Here is a 15,761-nt window from a genome sequence, read left to right as displayed (position 1 = left end):
TGAAAGGAGTTTTTACCCAGGTCGATGGCGGCGATAGCTACGTTGTTCATGAGAATGGTCTCCGATGGGCCCCTTGCGAAAGCTTAGTGAGCTATCGCAAGGGGCGGTGGGGGTAACCATTTCATTAATGGCTTTGGGGGCCCACAGATACCTGCCGTCAGTCGCGGTAGCCGGGGGCCACGCGATCGAGCAGGCGCAGCAGGGCTTTCCAGGCCAGGTCCAGGGCGTCCGGGTCACTCAATTCGCCCGCGGCCAAGGGTCGCTGTGGCTGGTTGAACTGGCGCTCGGTGTGTTCGCAGACCGCCGCCGGTGGCAGCACCAGGTCACCGCAGGCTTGGGCGGCCAACTGGATGTCGCAGGCCTTTTCCAGGTAGTACATGCGCAGGAAGGCCTGGGCCACGCTGCTGCCGACGGTCAACAGGCCGTGATTGCGCAGCATCAGCACGTGTTTGTCGCCCATGTCCGCCACCAGCCGCGCTTGCTCGGCCAGGTCCAGGGCGATGCCTTCGTAGTCGTGATAGGCAACGCGACCGTAGAACTCCATGGACATCTGGTTCACCGGCAACACGCCGCAGGCCAGCGCCGCCACCGCGCAGCCGGCCCGGGTGTGGGTGTGCAGCACGCACTGGGCGTCTTCGCGGGCCGCGTGCAGGGCGCTGTGGATCACGAAACCCGCCGGATTCACCGGGTACAGACTGTCCTCCACCGCACGTCCATCGAGCCCGATCTTGACCAGGTTCGAAGCGCTGATTTCCTCGAACATCAAACCATAGGGATTGATCAGGAAATGATGCTCAGGCCCCGGCACGCGCACCGAGATGTGGGTGAAGATCAGGTCGGTCATGCGAAAGTGCGCGATCAACCGGTAGCAGGCCGCCAATTCTTCGCGCAAGGCTTGTTCGGTCGGGCTCATCACTGGCACTGCTCCAGGCCCTCGACCAGCGCATCCCAGCCGGCGAAGCCGCGGCGGCCGATGAACACCAGGCGCGAGCCCGTGGCCTGGGCCTCATCGGTGGCGGCAAGGAACTGGCTGCGGGTGCCGACGTGTTGCAGCCAGTGCGCCTTGCTGCCCTGATCCAGCAGCACCAGGCCCTTGACCCGAAACACATCCCGAGGCAACGCCTGCAACCAACCGCGCAGGCGCTCGACGTTCAAGGGCTCCGGGCTCTGCCAGAGGAAGCTGCTGAACATTTCGCCGTGGTCGTCGTTGGTGACCCGGGTCAAGGCTCTGACCGTGCGCGGCTGCAGGTCCAGGTCCGAATCCAGCCACAGCGCGTCAGGCAGTTGTGCCTGGACGCTTTCGTGGATTCGGGTCCGCAGGCCCAGCGCGTTGCGCAAGGCTTGCAGTTGGGCGGCGTCCACCAGGTCGGTCTTGTTCAACAGCAGCAGATCGGCCGCCGCCACTTGCGCCCGAGCCAGACGGGCGTACTCGCCGTCGAGCTGCAGATGGCCGGTGGCATCGACCACGGTGATCACCATGTCCAGTTGCATCTGGCTGCGCAGTTGCGGGTAGGCCAGGGTCTGCACGATACGCTGCGGATCGGACACCCCGCTGCATTCGATGACGATGCGCTCCAGGCGCGGCTGCAGTTGCGCCAGGCTGCTCAACTGCGCCAGCAGGTCTTCCTGCACCGTGCAGCAGATGCAGCCGTTCTGCAGACTGTACACCGCGTCAGTGACCTCGGAAACGATCGCCGCATCGATGTTCAGCTCACCAAAATCATTGACGATCACCGCCAGCCGACTGCCTTCGGCGCGGCGCACCATGCGGTTGAGCAAGGTGGTCTTGCCGGCCCCGAGAAACCCCGAGACCACGGTCACCGCGATGCGTTGAGGGCTCATTGGGCCTTGCCCTCCAGCACCGGTGGTTGACCCGTCCAGACGGCCTTGAGGCCGGCGTCGGCCAGTGTGCCGTTGCGGTCATAGACCAGTTGCCCGTCGACGAAGGTCAACAGCACCTGGGTCTGGTGGATGTAATTGCGCGCCGGTTGGGCGAACAGGTCGCGGTCGATGACGATCAGGTCCGCCGACTTGCCGACTTCCAGGCTGCCGGTCGACTGTTCCAGGCCCATGGCCACGGCGCCGTTGAGGGTGATCACGTTCAGCGCCTGCTCGAGGCTGATGGGGTCGCCGAAGCAGGACGGATCGTCGTTCCACGGGTTCTGCCGGGTGACCATGGTTTCCAGCGCCAGCCACGGGTCGATGGATGCCACCGGCCAGTCGGTCCCCATCACCGCAGTACCGCCGGCTTCGAGCACGCCTTTGAAATCGTAGATGCGCTTGAGCCGCTCCTGGCCGTAGCCCGAACGTGCGCCGCTGGCGAACGGCGTCGGGTACCAGGCCGCCGGGGAAAATTCGGCGATCACATTGAGGTCCTTGAAGCGCGGCAGGTTGCCGGGGTGCAGCAAGGTACTGTGGGCGCACTGGTGGCGCACACCGCTGAAGCCGTTGCGCCGACGGGCCTCGGCGACGGCATCGAGGAACACATCGGAAGCCCCGTCGCCGGTGCAGTGGGCGATGACGCGGATGCCGCGGCTGTCCATGTCCACCACCATGTCGGTGATGTGTTCGGGGGTCAGGTTGAGCTTGCCGCGCCAGCTCGACTCTTCTGGCCAGGGGGTCAGCAGGTACGAGGACTTCGGCTCCACGGTGCCGTCGAAGTGGAACTTCACCGCGTTGGCACTCAAGCGCGCGCTGCGGTAGTAGTGACGCTCACCACCGAGCAGCTCCCAGCGTCGACGCACCGGGAAGATGTCGTCCTGCCAACTGATGGCGGCTTCAATGCGCACCGTCAGTTCACCGCTGTCATCCAGCTCTTTCAGCGCCTGCAGGCGTTGCTCGCAGACGTGCACGTACTTGCTCGCGGTGACCCCACGCGAGCTCTGGAAATGCACCCCGTCACGGTAGGCACGGCGCAGCACGCTGACCGGGGTCGGTGGCATGGCGGCGTGAATCATGGCGTAGGCACCGTCGATCATCAGGCCGTTGGGTTCGCCGCTCAGTTCGTCGCGCTCCAGGTAACCGTTGCGCGGGTCGGCGGTGTGGCGGTCGATGCCCGCCAGTTCCAGGGCCTTGGAGTTGACCATCATGGTGCCCCACATGCGATCGAGCAGGGCCACCGGGCGATCCGGCATGACGCTGTCGAGCCACGCCCGGCCCGGGGTCAGGCCGGCTTCGCGGAAGGTGTAGCGCACCCAGTATTGCCCGTAGATCCAGCCGTCGCCGGGGTGGGCCTCGGCATAGGCCAGGATGCTCGCGCGCAACTGTTCCGGGGTCGGGTCTTCGATGCCCACATCCAGGTCGTCGCTGTAGCGCGGGGCCAGAGCCAGGTCAGGGTGGGTGTGCATGTCGTGCAGGCCCGGCATGCAGAAAGCGCCCTGCAGGTCATGCACCAGGGTGTTCGGCCCCTTGAACCCTTGCAGCTCGGCCAGGCTGGCAACCCCCACCAACGTGCCGCCGCGAATGGCCACGGCCTCGGCCCAGGGTTGCGCCGGGTTCTGGGTATAGATGCGACCGTTGCCAAGGATCAGGTCGGCATAGGTCCCTTGCGCAGAATGGGTAGAGGAAAAGTTGTCGGACTCAGCCATGCAAGCCACCTTCGAGTTCAGTGCGGGTGAAGGGTCTTCCGCGCACGTTTGGCTTCGGTGACCCTGACGAATGGCACTAGTATTGTTGAATCAACCAATACAACAATCGATTTTTTTTGGCTTAATCGTTCGATTTACATCACCATACGCTTCAACACTCAGCCTCCCTTAAAGACAGGATTCTTTATGCGCTTTCCTTCGATGACAGCCCTGCGGGCTCTGGATGCGGTAGCCCGGCTGGGCAGCGTGTCGGTGGCCGCTCGTGAACTGAACCTGACCCGCAGCGCCATCAGCCACCAGATCAGCAAGCTGGAAGAATGCGTGGGGTTTGCCCTGACCGAGCGCATCGGCCGAGGGATCGGCCTGACCTACCAGGGCGAGCGCTACGCCCGCGAGGTGCACGGGATTCTGTTGAACCTGCTGGACGCCGGGCAGCCGGTGGATGACCAGGAAGTCTCGGGGCGCCTGTGTGTCAGCTGCGCGCCGGGGTTTGCCACCTACTGGCTGTGCCACCACATCGGCGCGTTCCTGCGCCAATACCCGCAGGTGCAGTTGCAGCTGATTTCCCCCAAGTCGCCGGACGACACCCACAACACCAACGTCGACCTGTTTATCGCCTACGGCATTGGTGACTGGCCGCAAATGCACGTCGAGGAAATCGTCGCGCTGCGTTTTTTCCCGGTGTGCAGCCCGCGCCTGATCAACGCCTTGAGCGGCCTGAAGAACCCGCAGGAACTCAGCGCCTACCCGCTGCTGCACATGACCGACTACTCGGACTGGCGCGTCTGGCTGACCGCCGCCGGTGCCTCGGGCGTCAATGCCATGAGCGGGATCCTGTTCTCCGACGCCCACTGCGCGCAGTCGGCGTGCATCGCCGGTCAGGGCATTGCCATCGGCGACAACCTGATCAGCGGCGACGCGCTGTCCAAGGGGCTGCTGGTGCGCCCGTTCGACATCACCATCGACCTGCACCGCGGCTACTACCTGGCGACCGACCCGCAAAAGGCCGAGCGCCGGGTGGTCCAGGCCTTCAGCAGCTGGGTCAAGACCCAGCTGCAGTCGTCCCACCAGACCTGGCATGACCCCCTCTGACCCGGCGCTAGACACCGCTCTTTTATAGGGCGGACTCAGCGGGCAATTGAGTAATTTTACTAACCAATACCCACAAAATAATTCCATTGATGTAGCGATACTTTTAACAATAATGAAGCCAAAGCCCATTTCGGATTGGCATCCGTCCTCGTACGTCTTATGGGCAATAAAAAGAGGAACTCCATCGTGTCCAGCGGTTCAGCGATTCAGCTCAGCGCACAAGGTATCAGCCAGTATTACGGTCGTTTTGCAGCGCTGGATAACGTCGACCTGGACGTTCGCCAGGGTGAATTCCTGACGTTGCTCGGGCCTTCGGGTTCGGGCAAGACCACCTTGCTGATGATCCTCGCGGGTTTCCTCAGCCCGACGTCCGGCAAGTTGATGGAACAGGGCGTCGACATCATCAAGCGCTCGGCCGAGAAGCGTAACTACGGCATGGTGTTCCAGGGGTATGCCCTGTTCCCGCACATGACGGTGGCAGACAACGTGGCCTACCCGCTGCGCATCCGCAAAGTCGCCGCGCAAGAGCGCCAGCGCCGGGTCAAGCACATCCTGGAAGTGGTCGGCCTCGGCGCGCACATGCACAAGAAGCCGGCCGAGATGTCCGGCGGCCAGCAACAGCGCGTGGCGATTGCCCGGGCGCTGGTGTTCGAACCGGACCTGCTGCTGCTCGACGAACCCCTGTCGGCGCTGGACAAGAACCTGCGCGAACAACTGCAGACCGAACTGCAGCGCATCCACCGCCAGGTCGGCACCAGCTTCGTGTTCGTCACCCATGACCAGAACGAAGCCCTGGCCCTGTCGTCGCGCATCGCGATTTTCAACCACGGCAAGCTGACCCAGGTCGACACCCCGGAAAACATCTACAACCGCCCCGAAAGCCGGTTTGTCGCCGAGTTCCTCGGCAAGATGAACCTGTTCCCGCTGCTGGACCTGACCCGCAACGGCCCCACCGCCAGCGGCCGCTGTGGCGACAACCTGCTGCACGCCCAGGCCCCGGCGCCCCTGAGTAAACAGCCGAGTGTGCTGGCGGTGCGTCCCGAACACATGGACCTGCACAGCGAACGCCCGAACCGCGACGGCTACAACGTGATCCCGGCGCAGCTCACCGACAAGGTCTACCAGGGCTCCAGCACTCACCTGTCGCTGAAGGTCGGGGGCGATGCCCTGCCGATCAACCTCTCGGTACCCGGCAATCACCCGGGGGCTTTGATGCCCAGCGGCGCGCCGGTGTGGCTGAGCTGGCCGGTCCAGCAAAGCTTCCTGCTGCAAGCCTGAATCCCTGAATTACGTGCGTCACAAAGCTCTCTCCTAACGACAACAATAGGCCCTTGTCCCAACGGACACCCGCCATCTGAGGACTTGCCCATGAGCCAGGATCATCAACGCGACTGTATTGAAGTGCTTATCGAAAAGGCCCGTGGCGGGCAGATCAACCGACGCACCTTCATCCAGGCCATGGGCCTGCTGGCGGCCGTGCCCCTGGCGCTGCGCAGCGGTATCAGTTGGTCGGCCGACAAGCCGCTGGTGGTGGTCAACTGGGGTGGCGACGCACTGACCGCCTTCCGCTCCGCCTGGACCGACACCTTCACCAAGAACACCGGGATCCAGGTGCGCATCGACGGCGCCGGCCCCACCGAGGGCGCGATCCGCTCGCAACTGGCCAGCGGCCAGCCCAGCTGGGATGTGGTCGACGTCGAGAGCTACAGCGCCATTGTCCTGGGCAAGGAAAAGATCCTGCAGCCCCTGGACTACACCGTGATCAAGCGGGACCAGGTGGCGCCGGTACTGGCCTCCGACCATGGCATCGCCAGCTACCAGTTCAGCTACGTGATGGCCTGGGACAGCGAGAAGTTCGGCGATAACGGGCCGAAAACCTGGGCCGATTTCTGGGACGTGAAAAAATTCCCCGGCAAACGCACCCTCTACAAGTGGATGAACGGCATGCTCGAGGCGGCCCTGCTGGCCGACGGCGTACCGGCCGATCAGCTCTACCCGCTGGACGTGGTGCGCGCACTGAACAAGATCGACGAGATCAAGCCCCACGTGCTGTCGTTCTGGAGTTCGGGCGCCGAAAGCCAGCAACTGATGGTCGACGGCGAAGTTTCGGTGGGCGCCATCTGGCACACCCGCGCCAAGCTGCTCAGCGAAGACACCGAAGGCCGCGTGCGCTGGAGCTTTGACAACGGTTTCATCAACTCCAGCAGTTGGGCGGTGCTGTCGGCCAACCCGGCGGGCAGCCAGCCGGCGATGCAGTTCATCCAGCATGCCCTGCAACCGGAAGGCCAGCTCAAGCTCTTCGAACTGCTGGGCAACGGGCCGTCCAACAGCGCGACCGAGAAGCTGATGTCGGCCGAACAACTGCAAGCCAACTGCGCGTCGCCAGAGAACCTGAAAAAGCAGATCGCGCTCAACGCCCAGTGGTACGCCGATCACTACTCCAACGCCCTGGAGCAGTACCTGACGCGGCTGTCCAAGTGAGCCATCGATCATGACCATGACCTTGACCCTGAGCAAACCCAAGCCGCGGTTCAGTTCGCCGACGCTGGAACGCAGCTTGCTGCTGTTCCCGCTGCCGGTGTTGCTGCTGATCTTCTACGTGCTGCCGTTTATTGGCGTGGTCGGCTGGAGCTTCTCGCTGCCGACACCGGGCCTGGAGCAGTACGAACGCATCGCCACCGACCCGGCCATCCACGACATGCTCTGGCGCACCCTGCGCCTGTGCCTGACCGTCAGCGTCCTGGCCCTGGTAATCGGCTACCTGCTGGCCTACTGCTGGGTGTTCAGCCCGCCGTTCTGGCAACGGGTGGTGGAGATCTGCATCTTCATCCCGTTCTGGATCTCGGTGCTGGTGCGGGCATTCGGCTGGTTGATCGCCCTGCGCAGCAACGGTGTGCTCAACAATGGGTTGATGGGCATGGGCCTGATCGATCAACCGCTGCAACTGAGCCGTAACGAAATCGGCGTGGTGATCGGCATGCTCCACGTGATGATTCCGTACGCGGTGTTCCCGCTGCTGTCGAGCATGCGCCAGCTGGACCAGCGCGTCCTCATGGCCTCCCGCGGCCTGGGAGCCGGGCCACTGCGCACCTTCTGGCAAGTGCTGCTGCCCCAGACCCTGCCGGGGGTGCTGGGCGCCTTCATCATGGTCTTCGTGTTCTGCCTGGGCTTCTTCATTACCCCGGTACTGCTGGGTGGCGGGCAGACGGTGATGATCGCCGAATACGTGTTCCTGCAAATGTTCCAGACCAGCAACTGGGGCCTGGGGGCCGCCTTGAGCGTGGTGCTGCTGTTACTGGTCAGCGCATTGATCTGGGTGCTGCTGAAAATGACCCGCGTGAACCGCCTGGTAGGCTGAGGTTACCTATGAACACCCACCGTACAAGCCTGAGTACCCGCCTGCTGGCCGTGATCGCCATGGCGTTCATGCTGTTCCCGCTGCTGACGGTCATTCCGGTGTCGTTCACCAGCAAGCGCTTCCTGTCGATGCCGCAGGGCAACTGGTCGCTACGGCACTACGAGGCGCTGGTGAGCAATCCGGACTGGTTCCATGCCATCAGCCAGAGCCTGACCATTGCCTTTGCCACCAGTATCATCGCCACCCTGCTGGCGGCCAGCTTCAGCCTCGGCATCTGGTACATGCGCTCGAAACTGGCCACCGCGCTGATCGGCCTGGTGCTGTTGCCCATGGCGATTCCGCCGGTGATTTCGGCGCTGGTGCTGTACTTCATGGAAACCAAGCTCGGCCGATTCGCCCCGGGCATGGGCTACGACACCCTGACCGGGGTGGTGATCGCCCACGTGATCATGGTGGTGCCGTACGGGGTGGTGACCATGCTGGTGGCCCTCAGCCAGATCGACCGGCGGATTGAACTGGCCTCGCGCAACCTCGGTGCCAGCCTGATGCAGACCACCTTCATGGTGATCCTGCCGAACCTCAAGCTAGGCCTGGCGTCCACCGCCCTGCTCGGCTTTGCCCTGTCGTGGGAAGAAGTGGCGGTGACCCTGTTCATCACCAGCGTCAACGTCGACACCCTGCCCAAGCGCATCTGGAGCGGCTTGCGCGACAACGTCGACCCAAGCGTGGCGGCCATCTCGGTGTTGTTGATTTCGCTGACCCTGCTGGTCTTGATTGGCCGCCTGGTGGTCCAACACCTGGCCGACAAGCGTGCGCAGAAACTTCTGCATCCGTAACGCGCTTACCCCCGAGAGAGCCCCGCGTTTGCCTGGCATGCGCGGGGCTTTTTTCGTTTATCCCCCGCCGCCCCTGTAGGAGCGAGCTTGCTCGCGATGGTCGTCAACGATGACGCGAACATCCTGAATGCACGCGGCGCCCTCAGGTTTTTCGCGAGCAGGCTCGCTCCCACAAGGAGTTTGCGGTGGACGCTGATCTCGTGATCAGCCACAAACATTGCAGGAACGAAAACATGACCAGTCACCCGTTCATCCGTGACAACGCCGCCCCGCTCCCATAAATTAGGCGGCCCGAAAAGCCCCCAGGCTTTCTCGCCCGATCCAGTTATAGAAGTAGTGAAATTTCAATGCCAGATTCCAACACCGCTGAATCCGTAGTCACCTTGTCGTCCAAAGCGGAATACGAAAACTCCATCAATCTTTCACAACACGTGCCCCAAGCCAAAACCATCAGCGAGATGGTCCTGGACGCCTTCCACACCTCCAAGGAAAGCGAGCAGATTCGCGAGTTGCGCGCCGCCATCCGCCAGGCCCACGACCGCTTCGACGACGACCAGGCCTATGAACTGATGGGCCAGCTCAAGCAACTCAAGGACGCCGAGGCCGCCGACATCGCCGCCCTCGAAGACCTGAGCAGCAAGTTCCCGATCAGCCGCATCCTGTCCAGCTTCAAGGACGACCCCAGCTTCCAGGAACTGGTCTACGGCCTGGCCCTGAAAGTCCTCAACCAGACCCACCAGGCCATCAGCAACCCAAGCGGCAGCAAGGGCAAGGCTGCCCGCGCGAAGAAAGACGTCGAAGTGTTCAGCATCAGCAAGGACGGCCTCAGCGTGACCCTGCCCCTGCGCACCCCACGCTCGAAACCCAGCGTCGATCGCCAAGCCTATGAATTCCTCGGCTTCAGCTTTGTCGGCGAAGGCGACGACCTGGAACTGGAAAACGAAACCTTCCTCGACACCAGCGGCACCGAACAACCGGCCACCCGCAAAGCCATCATCACCGCCCTGCAACAGCAGACCGCGTTCGCCGGCTACAGCATCGCTGCCCAGTAATCGCCAAGCAAAACCGGCCCGATAAAAAAGCCCCGCTCTTCGTTTGAAGGCGGGGCTTTTTGCTGGGGCGACCGAACGCATCGGCCCGCAAACGCAGCCTCGCGGGCTCGACAGCTGCTACGGGGGATTGGGGGTCATGTCGATATCTACGGTGTGGCGGAGATCGTCATCGCGAGCAAGCTCGCTCCCACAGAAATACTCCAGCCAGAAAAAGCAGGCCGGCCGGTAGGCCGCCTCGGCCGCCCTTACCACTCAGGCCGACCGGTAGGTCGCCGTGCTCTGGCTCTTGATCTTGATCCACCCGCCCCATCGGCAGGCTGAGCGAAGGTGTCCATCAGGGGTAGGCGCGTAGCGCCGTGCGGCGAAGCCGCATACATCGAGAGGAGGTGCAGCGAAGCAAACCGGAGGCGATGGCCCCTGATGGGCACCGTAGCGAAGGAACCCCGAGCCCTAGCGAGGGGCCGTACGTCAGGGGCAAAGCGTTTTGCTTCCTTTTGGGCGTTTGTAAAAGGGAGTCGCCGTAAGGGCGAAACCATAAGCAGCCGTTACCGCAGCAACGGATATGCCCCCCACCCCCCACCCCCTGAAACAAAAAGCCCCGCTCTTCTCACAAAGGCGGGGCTCCCGGTACAGCGGCAAACCTTAAGGCGCGTAAGTCAGCAACAACTCACTGGGCACCTTGAAATCCAGCGACATCATCACGCTCAGCGCCGTGATGGTGAAGATCGAGAACACAAACAGCTTGCGTGCCCACACCGTGTCATCGACTGCCTTGTAGCCGGTCCAGGCCATGTACAACCAGTACATGCCCATGGCCGCGGCGACAGCCAGGTAGCTCATGCCCGCATAACCACTGAAGGTCAGCATCAAGGTCGCCACCAGGAACGCCAGGATATAGAGCAGGATGTGCCGCTTCGCCACCTTGATCCCACGCTTGACCGGCAACACCGGAATCGATGCCGCCAGGTAGTCGTTGAAACGGAAGATCGCGATCGCATAGGAATGCGGCATCTGCCACAGGCTGAACATCACCAGCAGGGTCAGCGCAGCCATGTCGAAGCTGTTGCTCACGGCCACATAACCGATCACCGGCGGCATTGCCCCCGACAGACTGCCCACCAGCGTGCCGTGAACCGACTTGCGCTTGAGGTACAGGCTGTAGAAGCCGACATAGATGACAAACCCGATCACCGCGAACAGCGCCGCCAACGGGTTGGCCACTTTGTACAGCAGGGCCACGCCGGCAACACCCAGGACCGTCGCGTAAACCAGTGCCAGTTTCAGGGAGATCAGGCCCTGCACCAGCACCCGGTTTTTGGTGCGCTCCATCTTCAGGTCGATGTCTCGGTCGATGCAGTTGTTGAACACGCAACCCGAGGCCACCACCAGGGACGTGCCGATCATCGCTGCCAGGAAAATGGCCAGATCGACATGCCCCTTCGAGGCCAGGAAGAATCCGCCTGCCACAGAAAGCACGTTACCGAAAATGATCCCCGGTTTGGTGATTTGGATAAAGTGCTTAAAGGACATCCGGACTTACCTCACTTCGCCATCATGAAGGTGTGGATGCTGAACATGATCCACAGCGACAGACCCACCAGTAGGACAATCACCAGTGCGGCGAAGACAAACGCGATCACGTTGTTACGCTGAGCCTGCGAACGATCCAGGTGGAGGAAGTACACCAGGTGCACCAGCATCTGGATCACGGCGAATGCCAGGACGATCCACAGGGTGATCGACTTCGGCAGCGATGGGTACATCACCAGGCCGAACGGGATCACCGTCAGGATGACCGACAGGATGAAGCCGATGGCGTAGGACTTGACGCTGCCGTGGCCGGCGTCGTCGTGGGAATGTGATGTGTTAGCCATTTACATAGTCCCCATCAGGTAAACAACGGTGAATACGCAGATCCACACGACGTCCAGGAAGTGCCAGAACAGGCTCAGGCAGCTCAGACGGGTCTTGTTGGTCGCCGTCAGGCCGTTTTTCTGCACCTGATACATCATGATCGCCATCCAGATCAGACCGCTGGTCACGTGCAGACCGTGGGTGCCGACCAGGGTGAAGAACCCGGACAGGAAGCCGGAACGGCTAGGACCGTAGCCTTCGGAGATCAGCAGGTGGAACTCGTTGATCTCCATGGCGATAAAGCCGGCGCCGAGCAGGAAGGTCATGGCCAGCCAGCCCAGGACCTGGCTCTTCTTGCCCTTGAACAACGCCAGCATGGCGAAGCCGTAGGTGATCGAACTGAACAGCAGCAGAGCGGTTTCGCCCAGTACGTACGGCAGTTCGAAGATGTCGTGGCCCGACGGGCCACCGGCGACGTTGTTTACCAGTACCGCGTACACCGCGAAGATCGACGCAAACAGGATGCAGTCGGTCATCAGGTAGAGCCAGAAGCCGTATACGGTCATCTCGCCCGAGTCGTGGTGATGGTCATCATGCCCATGTCCATCGACATGGGTGTGTCCAGCATTGGTCACTAAGTTCGACATGGTTTAAGCCTGTTCCAACGAGGTTTCAACACGGGTGGCGGTGGCTGGAATTTTCCCGGCCGCTACCAGACGCTTGTGCTGCTCGGCTTCGATGCGCTCGATCACGTCGACCGGCACCATATAGCCCTGATCATCACGCGCAGCGTGGATCACGAAGTACACCACGGTGCCGACCAGACCGAAGGCGGCCAGCCACCAGATGTGCCAGATCATCGCGAAACCGAACACGGTCAACAGTGCGCCCATGACCACACCGGTCGCGGTGTTGTTGGGCATGTGGATCGGTTCGTAACGGCTTGGCGCCTGGTACGCAGTACCGTTTTCCTTGGCTTCGGTGAACGGATCGATCACATCGGCTTTTGGCAGTACGGCGAAGTTGTAGAACGGTGGTGGCGAGGAGGTCGACCACTCCAGGGTATGGGCATTCCACGGGTCACCGTGTTCGCACATGTTTTCTGGCTTGTTGCGATCACGCACGCTGACGTACAGCTGGATCAACTGGCAGGCGATGCCGACAGCGATCATCACGGCGCCGAACATGGCGACGTACAGGTACGGTACCCATTCCGGGTTGGTGGTGGCGTTCAGGCGACGGGTCATGCCCATGAAGCCCAGGACGTAGAGCGGCATGAATGCGACGAAGAAGCCGGTGATCCAGAACCAGAATGCAGCCTTGCCCCAACCTTCGTGCAGCTTGAAGCCGAACGCTTTCGGGAAGTAGAAGCCGAAACCGGCGATGTAGCCGAACACGGCGCCGCCGATGATCACGTTGTGGAAGTGCGCGATCACAAACAGGCTGTTGTGCAGGACGAAGTCAGCACCCGGGATGGCCAGCAGTACGCCGGTCATGCCGCCGATGGCGAAGGTCACCATGAAGCCCAGGGTCCACAGCACTTGGCTGGTGAAACGCAGACGGCCCTGGTAGATGGTGAACAGCCAGTTGAATAGCTTCACACCCGTGGGGATCGAAATCAGCATCGTCGCCAGGCCGAAGAAGGCGTTGACGCTGGCACCCGAACCCATGGTGAAGAAGTGGTGCAGCCAGACCATGAAGCCCAGGACCGAGATCGCGCCCGAGGCGTAGATCATCGAGTGGTGGCCGAACAGTTTCTTGCCAGTGAAGGTCGAGATGACTTCGGAGAAGATCCCGAACGCCGGCAGAATCAGGATGTAAACCTCGGGGTGACCCCAGGCCCAGAACAGGTTGACGTACATCATCGGATTGCCACCAAGTTCATTGGTGAAAATGTGGAAATCCATGTAACGGTCAAGCGTCAGCAGTGCCAGGGTAGCGGTCAGGATCGGGAACGAAGCGACGATCAGGACGTTGGCCCAGGTGCAGGTCCAGGTGAAGATCGGCATGTCCATCAGCTTCATGCCCGGGGTACGCATTTTCAGCACGGTAGCCAGGAAGTTGACCCCCGTCAGCGTCGTACCTAACCCGGATAGCTGTAGCGCCCAGATGTAGTAGTCCATCCCCACGCCCGGACTGTATTGCAGGCCCGACAGCGGCGGATAGGCAACCCAGCCGGTCTTGGCGAATTCGCCAACGCCCAGGGACAGGTTGATCAGCACCACGCCGGACACCAGCAGCCAGAAGCTCAGGGAGTTCAGGAACGGGAAGGCAACGTCACGCGCGCCGATCTGCAGCGGCACTGCAAGGTTCATCAGGCCGGTGAAGAATGGCATCGCCATGAAGATGATCATGATCACACCGTGAGCGGTGAAGATCTGGTCATAGTGTTCAGGAGGCAGGTAGCCCGGCGAACCCTCGGTGGCCATGGCCAGTTGGGTACGCATCATGATGGCGTCGGCAAAGCCGCGCAGCAGCATGACCATGGCGACGATGATGTACATCACGCCGATTTTCTTGTGGTCGACCGACGTCAGCCACTCGGTCCACAGGTAGGTCCACTTCTTGAAGTAGGTGATTGCAGCGAACAGCGCCAGACCACCGAGCGCGATCATGGCGATGGTCACCATCACGATCGGTTCGTGGAACGGGACCGCTTCCCAACTTAATTTACCAAACATCGTTTACTCCTCTGCCCCGGCAGCTGAATGCGATTCCATGTCCGTAGCGGCCACTTCTTTCTCTTTCTTCTCGTGCTTGACCTTCGGACCCGGTTTCATGCCCTCGTACTTGTCGACGATGATCTGGAACAGGTTCGGCGTGACCGAGGAGTAGAGTTCGACTGGGTTGTTCTGGCTCTGCTTGGAAAGGGCTGCGTATTCAGCTTGTTCAAGCTGTTTAGGTGCCTTTTTGACTTCGCTTACCCAGGCGTCGAACGCTTCCTGGGTGGTGGCGATTGCCTTGAATTTCATACCGGTGAAACCAGCGCCGCTGTAGTTGGCGGAGATACCGTCCATTTCAGCGTTCTGGTTGGCGATCAGGTGCAGCTTGGTCTGCATGCCCGCCATCGCGTAGATCTGGCCGCCCAGGCCCGGGATGAAGAACGAGTTCATCACGGCGTCCGAGGTCACCTTGAAGTTGATCGGGGTGTGCGCCGGGAACACGATCTTGTTGACCGTGGCAATGCCTTGTTCCGGGTAGATGAACAGCCACTTCCAATCCAGCGCGACCACTTCGATGGTCACCGGCTTGACGTCGGATTCCAGCGGACGGTACGGGTCCAGGGCGTGGGTCGACTTGTAGGTGACGTAACCCAGGGCAATGATGATCAGTACCGGGACAGCCCACACTGCGATTTCGATCTTGGTGGAGTGGTTCCACTTGGGCGTGTAGGTGGCGCTGGTGTTGGACGCACGGTACTTCCAGGCGAACAGGAAGGTCATGACGATGACCGGAACCACGACCAGGAGCATCAGCAGCGTTGCGGTGATGATCAGGTTTCGCTCGTCCAGGCCGACCTGGCCCTTGGGATCGAGCAAGGTCATGTTGCAGCCTCCCAGCAACAGCGTGCCGAGCAGCGGCAATAAGCCTAGTAGTCTGGGGTACCTGTTTTTACTCATCTCACGACCTCTAAAGCAGCTTGCGCAATGCAGTTGGGTTTTGATCGCCAACACTTCACCCTGCCAAGGGTTGGCATTTTTCTTGGATTGAATAAGGGCTTGCCCGTCACGCGTTAAACGCTGATTGACACATCCTGGGCCAGCGGTGAGTTCTTATTCGAATTCGTGGTCAAAGGCCTTGTTACAGACCAATTCCATTTGGTGCGGATAATTGGAAAGGCACCGACACCTGGGGTCGCACGAAGCCATCGAACCGCTCCTCGACCACCCTTTTCTGCTCAGGGGTGAGCAGTGCCGGAATTTCAGTGCGGGCGATTGTAGATATGTAACGTTTTATAAACCATGTCTCATCTCGAAATAAT

The 15,761-nt window shown here is 61.4% G+C and carries 14 protein-coding genes and 1 pseudogene; 7 read left to right on the top strand and 8 right to left on the bottom strand.

All coding sequences use genetic code 11. The annotated features are described in order from the left end of the window. Positions 1-157: 157 nt before the first annotated feature. Genes AACY45_RS24460 through AACY45_RS24450 form a run of 3 tightly spaced genes read right to left on the bottom strand, consistent with a single transcriptional unit; the run spans position 158 to position 3,587 of the window. The gene (locus tag AACY45_RS24460; protein WP_339547851.1) at positions 158-913 is read right to left on the bottom strand and encodes a class II aldolase/adducin family protein; all 756 of its coding nucleotides are present in this window, start codon (positions 911-913) and stop codon (positions 158-160) included. After that, the gene (locus AACY45_RS24455; RefSeq protein WP_339547850.1) at positions 913-1,842 is read right to left on the bottom strand and encodes a CobW family GTP-binding protein; all 930 of its coding nucleotides are present in this window, start codon (positions 1,840-1,842) and stop codon (positions 913-915) included. The genes AACY45_RS24460 and AACY45_RS24455 overlap by 1 nt, the downstream gene beginning before the upstream one ends. Then, entirely contained in the window at positions 1,839-3,587 is a 1,749-nt protein-coding gene (locus AACY45_RS24450) for an amidohydrolase (RefSeq protein WP_339547849.1), read from the bottom strand. Before AACY45_RS24450 ends, AACY45_RS24455 begins: the two co-directional genes overlap by 4 nt. A 186-nt stretch (positions 3,588-3,773) precedes the next feature. On the opposite strand from AACY45_RS24450, the gene AACY45_RS24445 reads away from it, so the two are divergent. The 7 genes and pseudogenes from AACY45_RS24445 (at position 3,774) to AACY45_RS24415 (ending at position 9,925) form a co-directional block, all read left to right on the top strand. After that, positions 3,774-4,679: a LysR substrate-binding domain-containing protein gene (locus tag AACY45_RS24445; protein WP_339547848.1), complete on the top strand. Its 906-nt coding sequence runs from the start codon at positions 3,774-3,776 to the stop codon at positions 4,677-4,679. A 186-nt stretch (positions 4,680-4,865) separates the two neighbouring features. Continuing rightward, positions 4,866-5,957: an ABC transporter ATP-binding protein gene (locus AACY45_RS24440; protein WP_339547847.1), complete on the top strand. Its 1,092-nt coding sequence runs from the start codon at positions 4,866-4,868 to the stop codon at positions 5,955-5,957. A 90-nt stretch (positions 5,958-6,047) separates the two neighbouring features. Continuing rightward, positions 6,048-7,160, top strand: a complete 1,113-nt coding sequence (locus AACY45_RS24435; RefSeq protein ID WP_339547846.1) for an ABC transporter substrate-binding protein — start codon at positions 6,048-6,050, stop codon at positions 7,158-7,160. A gap of 10 nt (positions 7,161-7,170) precedes the next feature. Further along, a complete protein-coding gene (locus AACY45_RS24430) occupies positions 7,171-8,037 on the top strand; it encodes an ABC transporter permease (protein WP_339547845.1) in 867 nt (288 codons plus the stop codon). 8 nt (positions 8,038-8,045) lie between these two features. Beyond that, positions 8,046-8,873 carry an ABC transporter permease gene (locus tag AACY45_RS24425; protein WP_339547844.1) on the top strand — a complete coding sequence of 276 codons (828 nt, stop codon included), beginning with the start codon at positions 8,046-8,048 and terminating at the stop codon, positions 8,871-8,873. 96 nt (positions 8,874-8,969) lie between these two features. Further along, a pseudogene (locus AACY45_RS24420) lies at positions 8,970-9,047 on the top strand (outer membrane lipoprotein carrier protein LolA); the annotation flags it as partial. Between the two features lie 173 nt (positions 9,048-9,220). Then, positions 9,221-9,925, top strand: a complete 705-nt coding sequence (locus AACY45_RS24415) for a hypothetical protein (protein WP_339547843.1) — start codon at positions 9,221-9,223, stop codon at positions 9,923-9,925. A gap of 642 nt (positions 9,926-10,567) precedes the next feature. Here the strand turns inward: AACY45_RS24415 and cyoE are convergent. The 5 genes from cyoE to cyoA are packed head-to-tail and all read right to left on the bottom strand — an operon-like array spanning position 10,568 to position 15,399. Next, on the bottom strand, positions 10,568-11,455 hold the full coding sequence (gene cyoE, locus AACY45_RS24410; protein ID WP_339547842.1) for a heme o synthase: 888 nt from the start codon (positions 11,453-11,455) through the stop codon (positions 10,568-10,570). An 11-nt stretch (positions 11,456-11,466) separates the two neighbouring features. After that, positions 11,467-11,799 (bottom strand): cytochrome o ubiquinol oxidase subunit IV, encoded by a 333-nt coding sequence (cyoD, locus tag AACY45_RS24405; RefSeq protein ID WP_339547841.1) that lies wholly within the window; start codon positions 11,797-11,799, stop codon positions 11,467-11,469. Beyond that, positions 11,800-12,426, bottom strand: a complete 627-nt coding sequence (locus AACY45_RS24400) for a cytochrome o ubiquinol oxidase subunit III (protein ID WP_339547840.1) — start codon at positions 12,424-12,426, stop codon at positions 11,800-11,802. Between the two features lie 3 nt (positions 12,427-12,429). Continuing rightward, entirely contained in the window at positions 12,430-14,460 is a 2,031-nt protein-coding gene (gene cyoB, locus AACY45_RS24395; protein ID WP_339547838.1) for a cytochrome o ubiquinol oxidase subunit I, read from the bottom strand. A 3-nt stretch (positions 14,461-14,463) separates the two neighbouring features. Beyond that, positions 14,464-15,399, bottom strand: coding sequence for a ubiquinol oxidase subunit II (cyoA, locus tag AACY45_RS24390; protein ID WP_339547837.1), 936 nt, complete (start codon positions 15,397-15,399; stop codon positions 14,464-14,466). Between the last annotated feature and the right edge of the window lie 362 nt (positions 15,400-15,761).

Origin of the sequence: Pseudomonas sp. RA_35y_Pfl2_P32 (genome assembly GCF_963970735.1) — a bacterium.
Classification (GTDB): domain Bacteria; phylum Pseudomonadota; class Gammaproteobacteria; order Pseudomonadales; family Pseudomonadaceae; genus Aquipseudomonas.
Note: the sequence above shows the minus strand (reverse complement) of the source record. Positions and strands in the feature narration are given on the sequence as shown.